The sequence below is a fragment of the Paraburkholderia mimosarum LMG 23256 = NBRC 106338 genome (assembly GCF_000739815.1).
Lineage (GTDB): Bacteria > Pseudomonadota > Gammaproteobacteria > Burkholderiales > Burkholderiaceae > Paraburkholderia > Paraburkholderia mimosarum.
Genome location: NZ_BBJJ01000091.1, coordinates 1 through 19,819, shown reverse-complemented (window position 1 = coordinate 19,819; position 19,819 = coordinate 1). Strand labels below are relative to the sequence as shown.

Sequence of the window (19,819 nt, the reverse complement as noted above, 5' to 3'; positions counted from 1 at the left end):
GAGCAGCAAGCTGGAGCGGTAGTTCAGTCGGTTAGAATACCGGCCTGTCACGCCGGGGGTCGCGGGTTCGAGTCCCGTCCGCTCCGCCAGAATGAAGCCCGTTGGATACGTCCAACGGGCTTTTTCTTTTTCCGCAGACTTTTCGCGTAGTTCGGTCTCGTCTTTACCCCGTTTATCGTTTTCCGTGAGCGTACGGACAATCTGCGATTGCCGCCGGCAGCGCGTTATCGTAGCGTTGTCGAAACCTGTTTCCCCGCTTGCCGACATGTTCGCACCGAACGACATTGCGTCGCAGTTTCAGCTGCGCCGCGCCACCATGGACGATTTCGAGTTCGCCGAGACGCTCACGCGCAACAACATGGGTGGCTACTATCTGCGGCATCACCTTGTCTGGCGCGGCGACCTCTTTCTGGCGAGCTATCGCGAGTCCGAAAACTTCATCCTCGAACTCGATGGCGAGGCCATCGGCGTGCTGCGGGTGACGCAGGAGGGCGACTCGCTGCATATCCGCGATGTGCAGATCGCGGAAGGTTATCGCGGCAATGGCGCCGGTACGTTCCTGCTCGACATCTCGCACCGGTGGGCCCGCGAGCGCGGCCTGCGCGAATTGCAGCTTCGTGTGTTCGTCGATAACCCGGCCGCGCGTCTCTATTTGCGCATGGGCTATCGGGTCGCAGGGCCGCGCCTTGCGCGCCTCGGCTCGATCCGCCATATGACGCGGCTGGTGTGAGCGCGTACGCAACGACCCGCTAGCGCGACTCAACGCGGGGCATCGCGCGCAGCAGCGACATAATCTTCGGATTCATCCTCATCGCGATCGCCCGTGCCGCGCGCGATAAAGGCGCGCGGGCTCTCGCCGAAGGCACGCCGGAACATCGCCGAAAACGCGCTCTGGCTCTGATAGCCGAGTTCCCGCGCCACGGCGGCCATGGGGCGTCCCTGATTGAGCAGCGGAATCGCGCGCGCGAGGATCGCCTGCTGGCGCCACTGCGAAAAGCTCACCCCAAGCTCCTGACGAAAGAGCCGTGCGATCGTGCGCGTGCTCGCGCCCACGTGCGCGGCCCAGTACTCGAGCGAGCCGGGTCCGGCGGGATCGGCGAGCAGCGCTTCACACAGCGCGCGCAGGCGCTTTTCCTCGGGCATGGGCACGGCTAGCGGCAACGGCGCCGAGCGCGTGATCTCGTCGAGCGCCAGCGTGCCGAGCAGCCGCTCGCGCGCCGGGGGGATGGCGCGCTCGTCGAGTGCCGCGATCGTCTCGCGCAGCAGCCCGGAGACTTCCACCACGCGACACGCGTCGATGCCTGGCGGGATCACCGTTTCGTCCACGTACAGCGTGCGCAGGAACGCGTCCTCGACAATCACCACTTCGTGCGTCACGCGAGGCGGCACCCAGATCGCGCGCGAGGGCGGCACCATCCACGTCGTGCCAGGTGTCGCCACGCGCAGCACGCCGCGCGACGAGTAGGCGAGCTGCGCCCATGCATGCGAGTGCTGCGCGATGTAGACGCCGGCCGGCATGGGCCGCGAGCGCACGCGGATGGGATGCGTGGGCGTGGGCGCGACCTCGGGCGGGATATCGATGACCTCGGCAGTGGGCGGCACAGGGTTAGGCACGTGTTCGGGCGATTCGTGGGGCATGGCGTGCAGGCGACGCAGATGAGAGGCGGCGGGTTTCGCGGCTGTGGCGCAGCCATTGTAGACGCCTCGGGATCGGCGGTTCGGCCCGTGCGCACTATCGCCGGGCATAATGTCGGCGAATCGATAGCGTGCTCGTCTGCAGCGAGCCGCCCTGAAGGAGAGAACAGCCATGAAATACGTGTTCGTCTACGGCACGCTGCGCGCGGGCGAAATCAACGACATCAACCTGGCAGCGGATCGCCATGCCATTGCGCGCCCGCGGCACCTCGGTCGGGCGACCGTCGCCGGCAGGCTCTTCGACTTCGGCAGCTATCCGGGGATGGTCGCCGCGCCGGCGCATGCGCAATCGTCGGTGGTCGGCGACGTCTATGAAATCGACGATGCGCTGCTCCCCGTACTCGACGAAATCGAGCAGGTCTATCCCGGCGTAGACGGGCTCTTCGTTTCCAGCGAAGTGGATGTCGAGATGCGGGGCGATCGCGTCGCTTGTCTCTACTATCCGGTCGCGCCTGCCGCCATCGCGGGACGCCCCGAAATCGCCGGCGGCGACTGGGTCGCGTACCGGCGCACGCGCTGACCGCGCAGCAGGAAAAGACCGCGTGAAAACTCGAAGGCCCGGCGGACTAGCGTCCGCCGGGCCTTCTTTCATCGGCTATTCGTTAGAACTGCAGCCCGATCAGATTTCTTCGTAGAGCGGCAGCGTCAGGAACTCGACGAAGTTCTCCGCCGTCGACATCTGTTCGAAGATCTGCGCGGCGCGCTCGTACGGCTTCGTGTCGCCGCCCACCACGGCCTTGACCTTGTCGAGCTCCTGCGGGATCAGCTCGCGCACGAATTCGGCCGTGACCTTGCGGCCGTCTTCGAGCTTGCCCTTGGGCGAGCGGATCCACTGCCACACCTGCGAGCGCGAGATTTCAGCGGTCGCGGCGTCTTCCATGAGGTTGTGGATCGGCACGCAGCCATTGCCCGCGAGCCACGACCCGAGGTAGTGGATGCCCACGTTGATGTTGTTGCGCAGGCCCGTCTCGGTGATCGGCGCTTCCGGACGGAAATCGAGCAGGTCCTTGCTTGCGACGTTCACGTCGGGGCGCTGCTTGCCGATCTGGTTCGGCTTGTCGCCGAGCACCTTCACGAACTCTTCCATTGCGATCGGCACGAGACCCGGGTGGGCAACCCAGCCGCCGTCGTAACCGTCGGTCGCGTCGCGCGCCTTGTCCGAGCGCACGCCGGCCATGGCCTTGTCATTGGCGGCCGCATCGTTCTTGATCGGGATGAGCGCGCTCATGCCGCCGATCGCCGGCGCGTTGCGCTTGTGGCAGGTCTTCAGCAGTTCGAGCGCGTAGGCGCGCATGAACGGCACCGTCATCGTGATCTGCGCACGGTCGGCCAGGCAGAAGTCCTTGTCGTTCTTGAACTTCTTGATCGCCGAGAAGATGTAGTCCCAGCGGCCCGCGTTCAGGCCCGAGCTGTGCTCGCGCAGCTCGTAGAGGATTTCGTCCATCTCGAACGCGGCGAGGATCGTCTCGACCAGCACCGTCGCGCGGATGGTGCCGCGCGGGATGCCCACGCCTTCCTGCGCCGCGACGAAGACGTCGTTCCAGAGGCGTGCTTCGAGGTGGCTTTCCATCTTCGGCAGATAGAAGTACGGGCCGCTGCCGCGTGCGATCAGTTCCTTCGCGTTGTGGAAGAGATAGAGCGCGAAGTCGAAGATGCCGCCCGAGACGCGCTGGCCGTCCACGGTCACGTGTTTTTCGTCGAGGTGCCAGCCGCGCGGACGCACGATCAGCGTGGCGGTCTTGTCGTTGAGCTGGTAGCGCTTGCCGTTCTGCTCGAGCGAAATCGTGCGGCGCACGGCGTCCTTGAGGTTGAGCTGGCCGACGATCTGGTTTTCCCAGTTCGGCGCGTTCGAGTCCTCGAAGTCGGTCATGTACGAGTCCGCGCCCGAGTTCAGCGCGTTGATGATCATCTTGCGCTCGACCGGCCCCGTGATTTCCACGCGGCGGCATTCGAGGTCCTTCGGCAGCGCGGCGATCTTCCAGTCGCCTTCGCGGATCGCTTTCGTTTCGGCGAGAAAGTCGGGGCGCTCGCCGGCGTCGAGGCGCTTGGTGCGCTCGGCGCGCGCCTTGAGCAGTTGCTGGCGGCGCGGCTCGAACGCGCGGTGCAGCTTCGCGACGAGTTCGAGCGCTTCGGGCGTGAGGATCGTTTCGAAGCCGGGCTGGATCTCACCCGTGATTTGCATGCCTTGCGGCAGTTGCAACGTGTTGGCCATTTTGCTTGCTCCTTGGTCGGTCAGATGGTGAATGCGTGGTTGTTATGGCTGCGCCGTGCTGGCCTGCCGTCACGCGCCCGGGCTGGGGCGAGGGCGGCTGTGCCTTTCGTGCGCAGCGGTTTCGATAAAGGCGGCGAGTTCGGCCATGCCGCCGCCGGTGCCGTGCGGCGCGATGCCGAGCTCTTCGGCGGGCAGCCGCTGGCGGTTGATCCAGAACGTGGTGTAGCCGAACCAGCCGGCGCCTGCGGCGTCCCAGCCGTTGGAGGACACGAACACGATGTCGCGCGGCGCGCTGTCGAAGGCGGCTGTGCCGAGGGCGTAGGCGGTGGCGGCCGGCTTGTAGGCGCGCACGGCATCAACGGAGAGCACGTGATCGAAGAGGCCGCTCATGCCGGCGCTTTTCACCGCGATGTCGAGCATCTGCGGATTGCCGTTGGAGAGGATAGCGAGGCCCGTGCGCGTGCCGTTTTCGCGCGGCTCACGCAGGCGGCGCAGCATGGGCAGCACATCGGGGAAGGCGGAGAGGCAGGCGTACTCGTCCATCAGTCGCTTTTCGCCCGCGCCCGTGAGCGACAGGTTCAGGCGGCGCGCGGCGTAGCGCAGCGCATCGAGCGTGATGTCCCAGAAGGGACTGTACCGCGCACCCGCGGGGTCGGAAAGCGTGCGCAGCTGCGTGTACTCGATCTGCTTGAGCCGCCAGAGCTGCGAGAGCGCCTCGCCCTGGCCGGGAAACATCTGCTCGGCGGCAGCGACGACCGAATGCACGTCGAACAGCGTGCCGTACGCGTCGAAAATCACCGCCTTGGGAAATCGTGTCGTTCTGGCCGACATAGCCTTGCACTCCGTCATCAGAGGTCGAGGTCGATTGTATTCATGAGTCCTGGTGCTGAAAAAGGTGGGATTGATCACTTGATCTTTTACTTTTACCCACCTAATCTGTCGGCCAGCCTCGTTGTTTCCATTATTTCTGTAACGCATCGCCCGAATTGCCCGCCGATGGACCGCTTCAAGCAGATCGAGACCTTCATCAACGTGGCCGCCAAGGGCAGCCTCTCCGCCGCGGCTCAGGCCGAGGGCGTCGCGCCCGCCATCATCGGCCGGCGTATCGACGCGCTGGAGGAACGGCTCGGCGTGAAGCTGCTCGTGCGCACGACGCGGCGCATCACCCTCACGTTCGAGGGCTCCGCGTTCCTCGAGGATTGCCAGCGCATCGTCCATGACATGCAGAATGCCGAGGCGAGCGTCTCGGCGGGCGGCGTGAAGGCGAGCGGGCACTTGCGCGTGACGGCGCCGGCGGGTTTCGGCAGGCGCCATGTTGCGCCGCTCGTGCCCGATTTCACCGTCGCGCACCCGGACGTGAGCATCGCGCTCGATCTCTCGGACCGGCTCGTCGATCTCGTGAACGAGGGTTTCGATTGCGCGGTGCGCCTCGGCGAATTGCCTGATTCGTCGCTCGTGTCGCTCAAGCTGGGCGAGAACCGGCGCGTGTGCGTGGCGGCGCCTGCTTACCTGTCGCGGCGCGGCAAGCCCGAAACGCCAGCCGATCTGGCGCGCCATAACTGCCTCGCCTTCGGCGCGAGCTCGAACCAGCAGCGCGGCTGGGCATTCCAGCAGGAGGGGAAGGCAGTGTCGATCCGCGTGGCGGGCACGATGGAATGCTCGGATGGCGCGGTGCTGCATGAATGGTGTCTGGCGGGCCACGGCCTCGCGTGGCGCTCGTGGTGGGAGGTCGGCGAGGACATTGCGGCAGGCCGGCTCGTGAGCGTGCTCGACGCGTTCGCCGCGCCGCCCATCGGCATTCATGCCGTCTTTCCGCAGCGCCGCCACTTGCCGCTGCGCGTGCGCCTCTTTCTCGACTATCTCAAACATACCTACGGTCAGCCCGGTTACTGGGGATAGCTCGCCGCGGTGCGTGTTTCCGATATGCGGGATGACCCCCACGCGCGGTTTGCGCTCATTTTTCGCGCACTACAATCGACGTGACAGGGCGAGTGCGCGCCGGCGCGAGGCGTCTTGAAGTTGCCCTGGGAATTCCCCCGCGCAATGTGCCGTAGTGCGCCGGACCACGGAGGGCGCCATGTTCAAGCACATCCTCGTTCCGACCGACGGGTCGGAGCTGTCGAAGAAAGCGATCGACGGCGCGATCGACCTTGCCCGCACAGTCGGCGCGCGCGTTACCGCGTACGCGTGCCTGCCGCAATATCCATACTCGCCTTATGCCGATGTGGTGATCGAGCCGCCCGGCGACTTCCAGGCGCGCAGCGAGCGAGAGGCGCGCGCGCATCTGCAGGAAATCGAGGCCGCGGCGCGCAGCGCTGGCGTGAGCTGCGTGAGCCGCACGAGCGTGCATCCATCGCCGTATCTCGGCATTATCGAAGCCGCCGAATCGGGGGGCTGCGATGTGATTTTCATGGCCTCGCACGGGCGGCGCGGGCTCGGCAGCCTGCTGATCGGCAGCGAGACACAACGCGTGCTCACCCATACGAAGATTCCGGTGATCGTATATCGCTAGTTGGGCGAGGCCGTTTGCGGGCTCTCGGGACACCGTATCGATCTGCGCAGACCGGTTTCCCCCGATCGGAGATTAAGAACGAGGCCACGCCCGCCCGCTGCGTGGGCTGGGCGAGCCGCAGGCCGGATACTGTCCAGCGCGCGCGGCCTGTCTTGCGCCTGCTTCTCCCTCAGTTCCGGCTTGGTCGCCTGGCTATAACGGCTCGCGCCATACACACGGGGCGCGGGTCGGACGGCCGGCGCGCCCCGCCAAGGTAACGCGTGCCGGCCGTCTTCCCGCGCGGCGCCTGGCAAACGCCTGCCGCCGCTTGCTGCCGCTTGCTGCCGCTTGCTGCCGGTGGTCTTACGCCACCTTCTTGTCGAAGAACTGCTCGTCTTCCGTCGAACCGTGCAGCGCCGTGGTCGACGCCTCGCTCTCGACGGTCTGCGTCACGGCGTCGAAATAGCCCGTACCGACTTCGCGCTGATGCTTGACGGCGGTGAAGCCCTTTTCGGCGGCGGCGAACTCGGCCTGCTGAAGTTCGACGAACGCGCTCATGTTCTGGCGCGCATAGCCGTGCGCGAGGTTGAACATCGAGTAGTTGAGCGAGTGGAAGCCCGCGAGCGTGATGAACTGGAACTTGTAGCCCATCGCGCCCAGTTCGCGCTGGAATTTGGCGATGGTCGCGTCGTCGAGATTCTTCTTCCAGTTGAACGACGGCGAGCAGTTGTATGAGAGCAGCTTGCCCGGGAACTGCTTGTGGATCGCTTCCGCGAATTTCTTCGCGAACTCGAGATCGGGCTTGCCCGTTTCGCACCAGATCATGTCGGCGTACGGCGCGTAGGCGAGTCCACGCGAGATCGATTGCTCGAGGCCGTTGCGGGTGCGGAAGAAGCCTTCCACGGTGCGCTCGCCGGTGAGGAACGGCTTGTCGTTGTCGTCGATGTCCGAGGTGACGAGGTCGGCGGCTTCCGCGTCGGTGCGGGCGAGCAGCACGGTGGGCACGCCGCAGACGTCGGCGGCAAGACGCGCGGCCGTGAGCTTGGCGATGTTCTCGCGCGTCGGCACGAGCACCTTGCCGCCCATGTGGCCGCACTTCTTCACCGAGGCGAGCTGGTCTTCGAAGTGCACGCCCGCGGCGCCCGCTTCGATCATCGCCTTCATCAGTTCGAACGCGTTCAGCACGCCGCCGAAGCCGGCCTCAGCGTCGGCCACGATCGGCTGGAAAAAGTCCACGTAGCCTTCGTCGCCCGGGTTCTTGCCTTCGGACCACTGGATCTGGTCGGCGCGCGTGAGCGTGTTGTTGATGCGCTTGACGACCTGCGGCACCGAGTTGGCCGGGTAGAGCGACTGGTCAGGGTACATTTCGCCGGCCAGGTTGGCGTCGCCCGCGACCTGCCAGCCCGAGAGATAGATGGCCTTCAGGCCGGCCTTGACCTGCTGCATCGCCTGGTTGCCCGTGAGCGCGCCCAGTGCGTTGATGAACGGCTCGGTGTTCACGCCTTGCCAGAGCTTTTCGGCGCCGCGCTTCGCGAGCGTGTGCTCGGGCTGGATCGAGCCGCGCAGGCGCACCACGTCTTCAGCGGTGTAGTTGCGCTTGATGCCCTTCCAGCGCGGATCGGTTTCCCACTGCTGTTGGAGTTGCTGGGCTTGCTGTTGACGAGTCGACATGATGTGCTCCTTCGCTTACCTGTAAAGTGGATCGCTGAACGGAACTGCTGAAGCGCTGAATCTCACGAAACGAAAGCGCCGGCATCCTGGGTTTGGGGCGTTTCGTTTCTCGAACTCTTATATAAGAGTCTAGGCAAATCGATCGACCGGCAACAGAGCAGAGGGAGGCTTTTTCTATGTTTTTTATTTATTTGAAATCAATTACTTAGCGAACATATTTTTCAATATGAAACGGGATCCTCCATCTTGCAATACGTCCCTTGTGCCGCGCAGCACGATTTTTTACGAGGCAAGAAAATTTTTCGTATTGTGAAATGTTGCTTGGGGCAAAAAAAGACCGGTGACTAGCACCGGTCCCTGGGATTTCGCCACGGCGGTGGGGCAGCTCGAAGGCCGCGCCACACGCCGGTTTTGCTTCTTTAGCTGTCGCGACGCACGCGCGGGCCGTCGTTGCGGCGCGCGCCGTAGCCGCCTTCGCGCGCGCGGCCATAGCCTTCGCGCTGCTGGCCGTAGCCGCCGCGATTGCCTTCACCGCGCGAGCCGCCGCCGAAGCCGCCTTCGCGGGAACCGCCGCCGAAGCCGCCTTCGCGGGCGCCAAAGCCGCCGCGCGAGCCTTCCGGCTTGTTGCCCCAGCTGTTGCCGTTGCGGTCGCCGCCGCCGTTGCCGCTGCCGCTGCGGGCGCCATAGCCACCCGGCTTGCCATTGCCGTTACCGAAGCGACGGCCGCCGCCATTGCCGCCACCCGGACGGCCGCGGCCGCCGAAGCCGCGGTTGGCCGGCGGCGCCTTGCGCGGCTCGAAGCCTTCCACGACGTTCACGGGCAGGGGCGAGCGCACGAAGCGCTCGATGCGCTTGAGCGCGCCTTGCTCGGCGTGATGCACGAGGCTCACCGCCACACCCGAGCGGCCCGCACGGCCGGTACGGCCGATACGGTGCACGTAGTCTTCGGCGAACTTCGGCAGGTCGTAGTTGAACACGTGCGTGATGCCCGGAATATCGATGCCGCGCGCCGCGACGTCGGTCGCGACCAGCACGCGCACGCGACGCTCGCGCAGCGCACGGATCGTGCGGTTGCGCGCGCCCTGCGGCAGGTCGCCGTGCAGCGCGGCGCTTTCGAAGCCCGCGTCGGCGAGCTTGCCGGCCAGCTGGTCGGCGTCCATCTTCGTTGCCGTGAACACGATGGCCTGATCGAGGCTCTCGGCGCGCAGCAGATGGTCGAGCAGGCGATCCTTGTGATCGCGGTCGTCCACGTAGTGCACGGTCTGCGCGATGTTCGAGTTCGCTTCGACCTTGCGCACGATCTCGATACGCTCCGGATCCTTCAGCAGGCGGCCCGTGATCGACGCGATCTTGCCGTCGAGCGTGGCCGAGAACAGCATCGTCTGACGCGACTCGGGGGTGGCCGCGACGATCGTGTCGATGTCGTCGATGAAGCCCATGTCGAGCATGCGGTCGGCTTCGTCGAGCACGAGCATCTTGAGTTCCGACAGGTCGATGCGACCGCGCTCGAGGTGATCGAGCAGACGGCCCGGCGTCGCCACGAGGATCTCGGGGTTCTTCGCGAGCAGCATGAGCTGCTGGCCATAGGCCACGCCGCCGAGAATGCTCACCGTGCGCAGACGGCGCAGATGCTTGCCGTACGCCGACGCAGCCGTGGTCACCTGCATGGCGAGCTCGCGCGTGGGCGTGAGGACGAGGAGGCCGGGGCGCGCCACGGGCTGCGGACGGCGCTCGCGGCGATCGCGTTGCGGGCCGTTGGCGCCTTGCGGGCGCGGCTCGCGCGGCTGGGCGGCCTGGGCCTTCTGGATCTGCGCAAAGCGCTCGATGGCGGGCAGCATGAATGCCGCGGTCTTGCCCGAACCGGTCGGGCTCGAGACCAGCAGGTCGCGGCCGGCGATGGCGGCAGGAATGGCGCGTTCCTGCACGGGCGTCGGTGCCTTGTAGCCCGCCGCGATCAGCGCGGAGACGATCTCCGGCGACAGACCGAGTGCCGCGAACGCCGCGCCGTCGGGCGTATCGGCGGCCTGCACGGGTGCTTCACTGGAAGCGGCGGCGTCGAGACTGAGGGCTGCGTTGGCGATCGCGTCGAGGGGGCTTTGGGTATTGCTCGAAGTCATGAAAATCCTTGGTACACAGGAAATAGAACGTCGGCGCCAATCGGCATACCCAAGTCGTCGGATTTTGCGAACAAATCGAAAAACGGGGGCAATCCGCCCACATTGGCGGATTTTTCGTTAGAAGCTGTGTTGGGTGCGACTTGAGCCGGGATTGGCCAGTCGCCAGCCTGATTCTTGACGGCCCGAAAACAGGGCCAGGGCAGGGGGGGACAGGTTCTAAACTGGATTGGAGCTTAACGCTACGAGGCGTCGTGCTGATCGAACAAGCGACCGGAGCGCAACGCAGCACGCAGTATATCTCGTTTTGTTGCGGCGCGCCAGAGCGACGCACCGCGCAAGGACGAAGGGCACCTGGACTGCTGCATGACGCATCGCCTGAATCGATCGCTGCCTCACTTGGGGCGGCGTTCGAAAAGGCGATGCCCGGCTCAGCTCGCGGCGCCGCTCTTGAGCGACTCGACGAGTTCGATGTACTGCTGCTTCGCCGTCTCCTTTACCGTGCCTTGCAGCGCGGCCCACGCTTCGTACTTGTACTTGCCGACGATATCGGTGAAGCCCGGCTTGTCGCCGTGCACGTCGCCTTCGGTCGCCTGCTTGAAGAGTGCATAGAGGCGCAGCAGTGTCAGATTGCCGGGGCGTTCCGGAAGTTGCTGCACGTCTTGCTGCGCTTGCTCGAACTGCGCGTTCACGTCGTTCATCGTTTTTTGCTCCGCTGTGGGTTCGTATCGGCGCGCCGATGGTAGCAGCGCAAACCGCCAAAAGGCTCGAGCGATCCCTCCACACCATCCACACCATAAGCGGCAGCGCGCGCACAGGCCAGCTGGGGCATGAGCCGTGGGCCGGCGCGGCGGGCGGGGCATTACAATAGCGCTCATGACCGATACCGTGCTGCTTGCCCTCGATACTTCGACCGAATATTGCTCGGTCGCGCTGCTTCACGTCGCCGCAGGCGGCGCAAAATCTTCATCGTCAGTCACAGACGCTTGCTCGACCGGGCTCGAGTCCGGCTGCGAAGTGAGTGTCTGGGTCCGTCACGAGGCCACCGGGGCAGTTTCCAGCACGCGGCTCTTGCCCGCCATCGGCGAAGTGTTCGCCGAAGCCGGGCTCACGCTCTCAGACTGCGACGCGATTGCGTTCGGCGCGGGTCCCGGCTCTTTCACCGGGCTTCGCACCGCCACGGGCGTGGCCCAAGGCCTCGCCTTCGGCCTGGATATTCCAGTGGTACCGGTGGGGACGCTGCTCGTCTGCGCAGAGAGCGCACGGCTGCGCGACCCCGCGGCCACGCGCGTGCTGGCCGCGCTCGACGCACGCATGGACGAAGCCTACTGGGCCGACTACGCATGGGACGCCGCGGCCAGCGACTGGCGCACAGTGCAGGCGGCATCGCTCGACTCGCCCGAGCGCATCGTCGCGCCCGACGAACCGTTCACGCTCGCGGGCAATGCCGCTACCGCGTTCGGGGCGCGCCTCACGGCGGCCGCCGCCGCGCGCACGATCGACGGCGAGGCGCTGCCGCATGCGATCCCGCTCGCGCATGTGGCGCTCCGCGCTTATCGCGCCGGCCGCACGAAACCCGCCGATCAGGCCGCGCCCGAATACGTGCGCGACAAGGTTGCCCAAACCACGGCCGAGCGCCTCGCCGCGAAGGCCGCCGCCCATGGTGGTGCGGGCAGCGCTGGCGGAGGACGCGAAAGTGGCGAGGGGGGGCGATGAGCGGCGTGCTGATGACCGATCGCTACCTGTCGCCGATGACCGAGAGCGACCTGGACGAGGTCGCGGTCATCGAGCGCCTCGCGTACGAGTTTCCCTGGTCGCGCGGCAATTTCGAGGATTCGCTGCGCAATGGCTATTACGGCCTGTGTATGCGCCACGTCACCGGCACGCTGATCGGCTATTGCGTGCTGATGCCCGTGGTCGATGAAATGCATCTGCTGAATCTGTGCGTCGCGCCGCAGGCGCAGGGCGCGGGCGCGGGGCTGGGCATGCTGCGTGAGGCGGTGCGCATCGCGCGCGCGCAGGGTCTCGAAGGCTTGCTGCTCGAAGTGCGGCCTTCGAATCACCGGGCGATCCGGCTGTACGAGCAGTTCGGCTTCGTCACGATCGGCCGCCGCAAGAATTACTATCCGGCTCGACATCACAGCCGTGAGGACGCACTCGTGATGCGTTTTTCTTTTGCAGGAGAGGGCACGGATGCCGCTCGATGAGATCGCACTGGAAGAGCTTGGTCTCGCGCCGCGCTGGGTGCGCAGAAGGGAGCTGCATGTAGCACCGCAGCAGGCAGTGCAGGCCGAGGACGCCATTGCTTCGGGGCCCGCGCGCACGGCCGCCCAGTCGACACACGCGCTGGCCGAAGCTCCAGTAGCGCCGGCAGGGCGTCCGGCTGTCACGTCGTTGCCCGCGGAGACGCCGGCCGAGACGCGCGTCGTCCGGACAGAAGCGCCGCAGTCCGAAGAAGCGAACCAGGCTACCCAGCGGGGAGCTTCTTCAGCGCGGCCCGCATCGCTTTCGTCCGACGAGCCGCCGCCTTTCACCGACGACGATTTCGGCTGGTTCGACTCGGTGGCCGCGCCCGCCGCGCCGGACGACGCCGCGTCCTCGCGAGCCGGCGACGCCGTGCGCAGCGAGATCGCGACGCTCGACTGGGATGCGCTCGCCGAACGCGTGGCGTCGTGCACCCAATGCCGCCTATGCGAGAAGCGCACCAACACAGTGTTCGGCGTGGGCGATCGCGAGGCCGACTGGATGCTGATCGGCGAGGCGCCCGGCGAGAACGAGGACCGTCTTGGCGAGCCGTTCGTCGGGCAGGCGGGCAAGCTGCTCGACAACATGCTGCGCGCGCTCTCGCTCGCGCGCGGCGAGAACGTCTATATCGCGAACGTCATCAAATGCCGGCCGCCGGGCAACCGCAACCCGGAGCCCGACGAAGTGCTGCGCTGCGAGCCGTATCTGCAGCGCCAGGTGGCGCTCGTGAAGCCGAAAATCATCGTCGCGCTCGGCCGCTTCGCGGCGCAGAGCCTGCTCAAGACCGATGGCAGCATTGCGTCGCTGCGAGGTCGCGTTCACGAATACGAGGGCGTGCCCGTCATCGTCACCTGGCACCCCGCGTATCTGCTGCGCAGCCTGCAGGACAAGGCGAAGGCCTGGGCCGATCTCTGTCTCGCGCGCGACACCTGGCGTGCGTCGGGCGACAGGCGATGAACGTGGCGCGGCCCGACGACGCTTCTGGCGCAAGTGACGCCGGGAGCGATAGCGGGCCGCCACACAAAGCCGCGGGAGAAGACGGGTCCGCCACGCTCCCGATGCTTCGTATGCACGACGTCATCGAGGGTCTCGCGGATCCGTCTGTGCGCGATCTTGCGTGGCTGCTCTTCAGCGCCGATCTGTTGCGCGCGCAACCACCACTCGCCCCGCTGGCGCTGTGCTTCGCCGATGCCCATGAAGTGCGCGCCACGCTCGACTGGCTCGCGCAACTCGATCGCGACCCGGCGCGTTTGCACGCCACCCTCGCGGCCGCGCCGACAACCCGCCTCGGCCGTTATGCGGAAAACTTGCTCGGATGGTTCCTCGCGCACGGACCGGCAGCGCGGCTCGTCGCGCAGAATGTGCCGCTGCGGCGTGCGGGCGTGACGCTCGGTGAGTGCGATTTCCTCGTGCGGACGCGCGCCGGGGAGCGCCTGCATTGGGAACTGGCGGTGAAGTGCTACCTGTATGCAGGCCCGGGCAATAGCGAACGTGCGTCGCTCGCCGAATTCGTCGGGCCGAATCTGCGCGACCGTTTCGATCTCAAGCTATCGCATCTGCGCGACCATCAACTCCGGCTGACCACACATGAAGCGTTTGCGTCGCTTGGTTATGGCGGTCCGTGGCGTGCGCAGATGTTCGTGAAGGGTTGGCTCTTCTACCCGGCTGGAGCGATGGCGAGCGTGGAGGACGCCCCCGAGCTTGCCGCGGATCATGGGCGCGGCTGGTGGGTGACACGTTCGGCGTGGCCGGCGTTCGCCCAGCGCGAGGCGGCCGCTGGCTGGAGCGTTTTGCCGCGGCTCGCATGGCTGGCGCCACGCACGCTGACCGCTGAGCCACGCGGCCGGGAAGACAGCGTGGTCGCCGCGAGCACGGCCGTTGCGCCTCCCGCCGATCCCGCTACGTTGATCGCAGCGGTCGTCCGGCCACACGACCCCGTGCTGGTCGCAGCCTTCGAGGCCGACGGCGCGGGGGGTTACCGCGAACAGTCGCGCGGCTTCATCGTCCCTGACGACTGGCCCGCACGCGCCGCCGCATTTTCACGCCAATGACTTGCGCGTCAAACGACGCGCGAACGCTTGCTCACCACCAGCGCCAGAAGTGATGCACCGGCCCGACGCCACGACCGACGTCGAGCCGGTTGCTCGCCTCGAGCGCCGCCGTCAGATATTGCTTGGCATCGCCAACGGCCGGCGCGAGCGCGCCGCGTTGCGGCCACAAGGCGGCAATAGCGGAAGAGAGCGTGCAACCCGTGCCGTGCGTGTTCGTGACCGGCACGCGCGGTCCGCCGAGACGCAGCGTGCCGCCGGCTTCGATGAGCCAGTCGGGGCTGTCCTCGCCGCCGAGATGGCCGCCCTTCATCAGCACGGCCTGCGCACCGAGCGCGCGCAGCGCTTCGCCTTGCTCGACCATCGCGGCTTCGTCGGTCGCGGGCGCTACGCCGAGCAGCGCGGCGGCCTCGGGCAGATTCGGCGTGACGATGCCCGCGAGCGGCAACAAGTCCTCGCGCAGCGCGGCGACGGCTTCGGGCGTGAGCAGCGCGTGGTTGCTCTTCGAGATCATCACGGTGTCGAGCACGATGCGCTGCGGCTGGTGGCGACGCAGCGCACCGGCGACGGCGCGCACGATCGACGCGTTGGCGAGCATGCCGATCTTCACGGCGTCGATGCGGATATCGTCGAACACGGCGTCGAGCTGCGCGGTGACGAAGCCCGCGTCGGGCGCGTGGATCGCGGTGACGCCGCGCGTATTTTGCGCGGTCAACGCCGTGATGACGCTCGCGCCGTAGGTGCCGAGCGCCGAGAACGCCTTGAGGTCGGCCTGGATGCCCGCACCGCCGCCCGAGTCGGAGCCGGCGATCGTGAGAACGTTGAATATCGGTGAAGTCATGGCGGCGTCAGGTGCGCGTCGCGCGCGGCATCTCGCCGCGCGTGCACTGGAAAGAGTCGGTTCGGAGGCGCATGCCGGGTGATGCCCGGCCGCGCACGCCCATCAATGCCTGTGATTTTCGCCGATCAGCGCGACCGAGTCGAACGAGCGTTGATTCGCCTGATGGCGGCGCATCACGAGCCACATCATCAGGCAGACGAACGTGCCGAACAGCACGATCACGATGGTCACCGGCACGTCGAGCCAGACGAGCACGGCATAGAGGCACAGCATGACGAGCACGGAGAGATTCTCGTTGAAGTTCTGCACGGCGATGGAATGGCCGGCGGAGAGCAGCACGTGGCCGCGGTGCTGGAGCAGCGCGTTCATCGGCACGACGAAGAAGCCCGACAGTCCGCCCACGACCATGAGGAAGATGTAGGCGAAGACGAGATAGCCGGGAATGCGCATATGGCCGACATGCAGGCCCCAGTGCGGCGGAAAGAGGTTGCGCGTATAGAACGCCATCAGCATGACGGCGACGCCCATGATGATGCCGACCGGCAGCACCGAAAGCGACTTCTTGAGCGGGATGCGTGCCGCCGCGATCATGGCGCCGGCGGCGACGCCCACGGCCACGACGGCCTGGAGCACGGCGCCTTCGGAAAGCGACATGCCGAGCGAGACTTCGGCCCACTTGAGCACGATGAACTGCAGCGTTGCGCCCGCGCCCCAGAACAGCGTCGTGACCGCGAGCGAGATCTGGCCGAGCTTGTCGCGCCAGAGCGTGTTGAAGCAGTCAGCGAAGTCGCTGATGAGCCGGATAGGACCGTGCTGCTGGCGCGGATAGCGCGCGCCGGTGTCGGGAATACGCAGGTTGAAGAGGGCGGCGACCACATAGATCACCATGATGACGAGCATCGCGGCCTCGGCGGGCGTGTTGATCGCGGCCGGCGTATGGCGGATCACGTGCGAGGCGATGTGGGGGCTGATCAGCGCGCCGCCGAGCACGGTGCCGAGGATGATCGAGCCGACCGTCGTGCCCTCGATCCAGCCATTGGCGGCGACGAGGCGCTCAGGCGGCAGCAGCTCGGTCAGAATGCCGTACTTGGCGGGCGAATAGGCTGCCGCGCCGAAACCGACCACGCCATAGGCGAACAGAGGGTGGACGCCCGCAAGCATGATGGCGCAGCCCACGACCTTGATCGAGTTCGTGATGAACATCACGCGGCCCTTGGGGCGGGAATCTGCAAACGCGCCGACGAAGGCGGCAAGAACGACGTAGGAGAGGACGAAGAACAGCTTGAGCAGCGGCGTCATCCAGTTCGGGGCGTGTAGATCTTTGAGCAGTGCTATTGCAGCGATGAGGAGCGCATTGTCGGCCAACGACGAAAAAAACTGCGCGGCCATGATGGTGTAAAAGCCTTTTTTCATCTGATGCGATGCTTTCCTCGCTGCGGTCCGTCCGCCCCGGACGGGTGGGAGGCATCCGGGCTTATTACGTTCGAAATGGGTTGTGCGCAGGGCTTTATATCACGAAAATAGATGCATTCGGACTAGCACAATCCTTGAGCGCCCGTCAGGCGGGCTTGGCGGGCGTTGAAAACGTCCTGTAAGCTCCTGATTCGAAAGCGTCTTTGCGAAAAAATCTCCCATGCCGCGCCCCCTCTCAGCAACGATCCATACCGCCGCTCTCGCCAACAACCTCGCCGTCGTCCGCAAGTACGCGCCACATTCGAAAATCTGGGCCGTCGTGAAGGCCAACGCCTACGGGCATGGGCTTGCGCGCGCGTTTCCCGGTCTGCGGGCGACGGACGGTTTCGGTCTGCTCGACCTCGAAGAAGCCGTGAAGCTGCGCGAACTCGGCTGGGCGGGTCCGATCCTGCTGCTCGAAGGCTTTTTCCGGCCGACCGACATCGACGTGATCGACCGCTATACCCTCACGACCGTCGTGCACTGCGACGAGCAGATGCGCATGCTCGAAATGGCGCGCCTCTCGAAGCCGGTCAACATCCAGCTCAAGATGAATAGCGGCATGAACCGGCTCGGCTACACCCCCGAGAAGTATCGCGCCGCCTGGGAGCGGGCGCGCGCCTGCCCCGGCATCGGCCAGATCACGCTGATGACGCATTTCGCCGATGCCGACACGCCGCGCGGCGTGGGCGAGCAGATGGAGGCGTTCGAGCGCGGCGCGCTAGGCATTGCGGGCACGCGCAGCCTCGCCAATTCGGCCGCCACGCTCTGGCATCCTTCGACGCACTTTGACTGGGTGCGCCCCGGCATCATTCTTTATGGCGCTTCGCCTTCGGGCGTCGCCTCGGCGCTCCATGGCACGGGCCTGCAGCCGGCCATGACGCTCGCGTCCGAACTCATCGCAACGCAGCACGTCGCCGAAGGGCAGACGGTCGGCTACGGCTCGATCTTCACGGCGCGCAAGCCCATGCGCATCGGTGTCGTCGCGTGCGGGTATGCCGACGGCTATCCGCGCATCGCGCCTGAAGGCACGCCCGTCATCGTCGACGGCGTGCTCACGCACGTGGTGGGCCGCGTTTCCATGGACATGCTGACGGTCGACCTGACGCCGGTGCCCGGCGCGGGCGTGGGCGCGCGCGTGGAGCTGTGGGGCGCGAACCTGCCCATCGACGACGTTGCGAAGGCCTGCGGCACGATCGGCTACGAGCTGATGTGCGCGGTCGCGCAGCGCGTGCCGGTGCGAGCCGAATAACGCCATGGCGAAGAGCATGGCGAAGGTCAAGACGCTGTACACCTGCACCGAATGCGGCGGGCAGGCGCCGAAGTGGCAAGGGCAGTGCCCCGCTTGCGGTGCGTGGAACACCCTTGTGGAAGGCGTGGCGGAACAGACGGGCGGCCACCGTTATCAGTCCCTCGCGAAGAGCGCACCGGTGCGGCGCCTCGCGGATATCGAGGCGTCCGACGTGCCGCGCTTCACGACCGGCGTGGGCGAGTTCGACCGCGTGCTGGGTGGCGGTCTGGTGGCGGGCGGCGTAGTGTTGATCGGCGGCGATCCGGGTATCGGCAAGTCGACCCTGCTGCTGCAGTCGCTTGCGCAGATCGCGGCGGAGCGCCGCGCGCTGTACGTGAGCGGCGAGGAGTCGGCCGCGCAGATTGCGTTGCGCGCGCAACGGCTGGCGCTGCTCGATCCCGGCTCCATGGCGAGCGAGCTGCAGCTGCTCGCCGAGATCCAGCTCGAAAAGATCCAGGCGACCATCGAGGCCGAAAAGCCCGATGTCGCGGTGATCGACTCTATCCAGACGATCTATTCCGAAGCGCTGACATCCGCGCCCGGCTCAGTCGCCCAGGTGCGCGAATGTGCCGCGCAACTCACGCGCATCGCGAAGCAATCGGGCACGGCGATCATCATGGTCGGCCACGTGACGAAAGAGGGCAATCTGGCGGGGCCGCGCGTGCTGGAGCACATCGTCGACACCGTCCTGTATTTCGAAGGCGATACGCATTCGTCGTTCCGGCTCGTACGCGCGTTCAAGAACCGCTTTGGCGCGGTCAACGAACTGGGCGTGTTCGCGATGACCGAAAAAGGTCTGCGCGGTGTCGCGAATCCCTCGGCGCTCTTTCTCTCACAGCACGAGCAGAGCGTGCCGGGTTCATGCGTGCTCGTCACCCAGGAAGGCTCGCGGCCGCTGCTCGTCGAGGTGCAGGCGCTCGTCGATACCGCACATGTGCCCAATCCGCGCCGCCTCGCGGTCGGCCTCGAGCAAAACCGGCTCGCCATGCTGCTGGCGGTGCTGCATCGTCATGCGGGCATCGCGTGTTTCGACCAGGACGTGTTCCTCAACGCCGTGGGCGGCGTGAAGATCACGGAACCGGCCGCCGACCTGGCCTTGCTGCTCGCCATTCACTCGTCGATGCGTAACAAGGCGTTGCCCAAGGGTCTGATCGTTTTTGGCGAAGTGGGGCTCGCGGGCGAGATTCGACCCTCGCCGCGGGGCCAGGAGCGTCTGAAGGAGGCTGCGAAGCTCGGTTTTTCATGCGCCCTGATTCCCCGGGCCAATGCGCCCCGGCAGCCGATCGACGGCTTGCAGGTTATTGCGGTGGAGCGCATCGAGGAGGCGATCGATCGCGTGCGCGAACTCGATTGAACGCGTCGCGCGGGTGGGAGGCTCGTACTGTCGCGTAATGATTAGTAACAACCCCTGGCTGCGCTGTAACCATTTTAGAGGTCGTTTTCCCTATCCTTGGCGCGATGTTCAATCCCGTGCCGGCGGAAAGGATAGCGACTTGAAACAGACTGATACGTCCTGCGGCGATCGATCGATCGTCGTGCGCGGCTGCCGGGTCTCCGAGCCGCTCATGCAGCCTTGGGGCAGCGGTTGCCGCATCGTCGAGTGGATCGACGGCGACGGGCGCATTTCACGCCGTGTCGTGGCGGAAGACGTGACGGCGGCGGAGGTGCGCAGCACCATCGCGCACCATGTAGAAGGCCGCAAGTACGTGATGTACGACGACGAACGCGCGCCGCGGCAAACCTTGCCGCGGCGCTAGACC

Annotated in this window: 19 protein-coding genes and 1 tRNA gene; 12 read left to right on the top strand and 8 right to left on the bottom strand. The window is 66.2% G+C overall.

Translation table 11 applies throughout. From position 1 onward, the window contains the following. Positions 1-12 precede the first annotated feature (12 nt). Both BMI01S_RS32450 and BMI01S_RS32445 read left to right on the top strand, forming a co-directional pair. A tRNA-Asp gene (locus BMI01S_RS32450) sits at positions 13-89 on the top strand. Between the two features lie 176 nt (positions 90-265). Then, positions 266-730: a GNAT family N-acetyltransferase gene (locus BMI01S_RS32445; protein WP_028211379.1), complete on the top strand. Its 465-nt coding sequence runs from the start codon at positions 266-268 to the stop codon at positions 728-730. A gap of 29 nt (positions 731-759) precedes the next feature. Here the strand turns inward: BMI01S_RS32445 and BMI01S_RS32440 are convergent, their stop codons facing one another. After that, positions 760-1,638 carry an AraC family transcriptional regulator gene (locus BMI01S_RS32440; protein ID WP_042292035.1) on the bottom strand — a complete coding sequence of 293 codons (879 nt, stop codon included), beginning with the start codon at positions 1,636-1,638 and terminating at the stop codon, positions 760-762. A gap of 169 nt (positions 1,639-1,807) precedes the next feature. Here BMI01S_RS32440 and BMI01S_RS32435 point away from each other — a divergent pair, with 169 nt between their 5' ends. Next, on the top strand, positions 1,808-2,215 hold the full coding sequence (locus tag BMI01S_RS32435; protein ID WP_028230713.1) for a gamma-glutamylcyclotransferase family protein: 408 nt from the start codon (positions 1,808-1,810) through the stop codon (positions 2,213-2,215). Between the two features lie 99 nt (positions 2,216-2,314). Here BMI01S_RS32435 and aceB read toward each other — a convergent pair whose 3' ends face one another. Beyond that, complete coding sequence (aceB, locus tag BMI01S_RS32430; protein ID WP_028211382.1) at positions 2,315-3,907, bottom strand: malate synthase A; 1,593 nt, start codon at positions 3,905-3,907, stop codon at positions 2,315-2,317. A gap of 69 nt (positions 3,908-3,976) precedes the next feature. After that, the gene (locus tag BMI01S_RS32425; RefSeq protein WP_407668995.1) at positions 3,977-4,759 is read right to left on the bottom strand and encodes a haloacid dehalogenase type II; all 783 of its coding nucleotides are present in this window, start codon (positions 4,757-4,759) and stop codon (positions 3,977-3,979) included. A gap of 144 nt (positions 4,760-4,903) precedes the next feature. Between BMI01S_RS32425 and BMI01S_RS32420 the strand changes: the two genes are divergently transcribed. Together BMI01S_RS32420 and BMI01S_RS32415 are read left to right on the top strand one after the other, a co-directional pair. Then, entirely contained in the window at positions 4,904-5,806 is a 903-nt protein-coding gene (locus BMI01S_RS32420; RefSeq protein ID WP_028230712.1) for a LysR family transcriptional regulator, read from the top strand. 178 nt (positions 5,807-5,984) lie between these two features. Next, positions 5,985-6,419, top strand: a complete 435-nt coding sequence (locus BMI01S_RS32415) for a universal stress protein (protein ID WP_028230711.1) — start codon at positions 5,985-5,987, stop codon at positions 6,417-6,419. A 342-nt stretch (positions 6,420-6,761) separates the two neighbouring features. On the opposite strand, the gene aceA is transcribed toward BMI01S_RS32415, so the two are convergent. The 3 genes from aceA to BMI01S_RS32400 form a co-directional block, all read right to left on the bottom strand. Continuing rightward, entirely contained in the window at positions 6,762-8,069 is a 1,308-nt protein-coding gene (gene aceA / locus BMI01S_RS32410) for an isocitrate lyase (RefSeq protein ID WP_028230710.1), read from the bottom strand. Positions 8,070-8,488: 419 nt separating this feature from the next. Next, on the bottom strand, positions 8,489-10,186 hold the full coding sequence (locus BMI01S_RS32405) for a DEAD/DEAH box helicase (RefSeq protein WP_028230709.1): 1,698 nt from the start codon (positions 10,184-10,186) through the stop codon (positions 8,489-8,491). A gap of 428 nt (positions 10,187-10,614) precedes the next feature. Then, positions 10,615-10,884: an acyl-CoA-binding protein gene (locus BMI01S_RS32400; RefSeq protein ID WP_028211388.1), complete on the bottom strand. Its 270-nt coding sequence runs from the start codon at positions 10,882-10,884 to the stop codon at positions 10,615-10,617. A gap of 175 nt (positions 10,885-11,059) precedes the next feature. Here BMI01S_RS32400 and tsaB point away from each other — a divergent pair, with 175 nt between their 5' ends. The 4 genes from tsaB to BMI01S_RS32380 all read left to right on the top strand — a co-directional run bounded on the left by tsaB (position 11,060) and on the right by BMI01S_RS32380 (position 14,478). Then, positions 11,060-11,899, top strand: a complete 840-nt coding sequence (tsaB, locus tag BMI01S_RS32395) for a tRNA (adenosine(37)-N6)-threonylcarbamoyltransferase complex dimerization subunit type 1 TsaB (RefSeq protein ID WP_036044788.1) — start codon at positions 11,060-11,062, stop codon at positions 11,897-11,899. Further along, positions 11,896-12,390, top strand: coding sequence for a ribosomal protein S18-alanine N-acetyltransferase (gene rimI, locus BMI01S_RS32390; RefSeq protein WP_028211389.1), 495 nt, complete (start codon positions 11,896-11,898; stop codon positions 12,388-12,390). The genes tsaB and rimI overlap by 4 nt, the downstream gene beginning before the upstream one ends. Continuing rightward, positions 12,377-13,384: a uracil-DNA glycosylase gene (locus BMI01S_RS32385; protein ID WP_028230708.1), complete on the top strand. Its 1,008-nt coding sequence runs from the start codon at positions 12,377-12,379 to the stop codon at positions 13,382-13,384. Before rimI ends, BMI01S_RS32385 begins: the two co-directional genes overlap by 14 nt. A 110-nt stretch (positions 13,385-13,494) precedes the next feature. Next, positions 13,495-14,478 (top strand): DUF1853 family protein, encoded by a 984-nt coding sequence (locus BMI01S_RS32380; protein WP_407668980.1) that lies wholly within the window; start codon positions 13,495-13,497, stop codon positions 14,476-14,478. Positions 14,479-14,509: 31 nt separating this feature from the next. Here BMI01S_RS32380 and thiD read toward each other — a convergent pair whose 3' ends face one another. Further along, positions 14,510-15,316 (bottom strand): bifunctional hydroxymethylpyrimidine kinase/phosphomethylpyrimidine kinase, encoded by an 807-nt coding sequence (thiD, locus tag BMI01S_RS32375; RefSeq protein WP_028211392.1) that lies wholly within the window; start codon positions 15,314-15,316, stop codon positions 14,510-14,512. Between the two features lie 102 nt (positions 15,317-15,418). After that, complete coding sequence (gene lplT, locus BMI01S_RS32370) at positions 15,419-16,729, bottom strand: lysophospholipid transporter LplT (protein WP_028211393.1); 1,311 nt, start codon at positions 16,727-16,729, stop codon at positions 15,419-15,421. Between the two features lie 220 nt (positions 16,730-16,949). Between lplT and alr the strand changes: the two genes are divergently transcribed. The 3 genes from alr to BMI01S_RS32355 all read left to right on the top strand — a co-directional run bounded on the left by alr (position 16,950) and on the right by BMI01S_RS32355 (position 19,816). Beyond that, positions 16,950-18,020: an alanine racemase gene (alr, locus tag BMI01S_RS32365; protein WP_028211394.1), complete on the top strand. Its 1,071-nt coding sequence runs from the start codon at positions 16,950-16,952 to the stop codon at positions 18,018-18,020. 16 nt (positions 18,021-18,036) lie between these two features. Beyond that, positions 18,037-19,413, top strand: a complete 1,377-nt coding sequence (gene radA, locus BMI01S_RS32360; protein ID WP_028211395.1) for a DNA repair protein RadA — start codon at positions 18,037-18,039, stop codon at positions 19,411-19,413. A 139-nt stretch (positions 19,414-19,552) separates the two neighbouring features. After that, entirely contained in the window at positions 19,553-19,816 is a 264-nt protein-coding gene (locus BMI01S_RS32355; RefSeq protein ID WP_028211396.1) for a DUF2866 domain-containing protein, read from the top strand. The last annotated feature ends 3 nt before the right edge of the window (positions 19,817-19,819 follow it).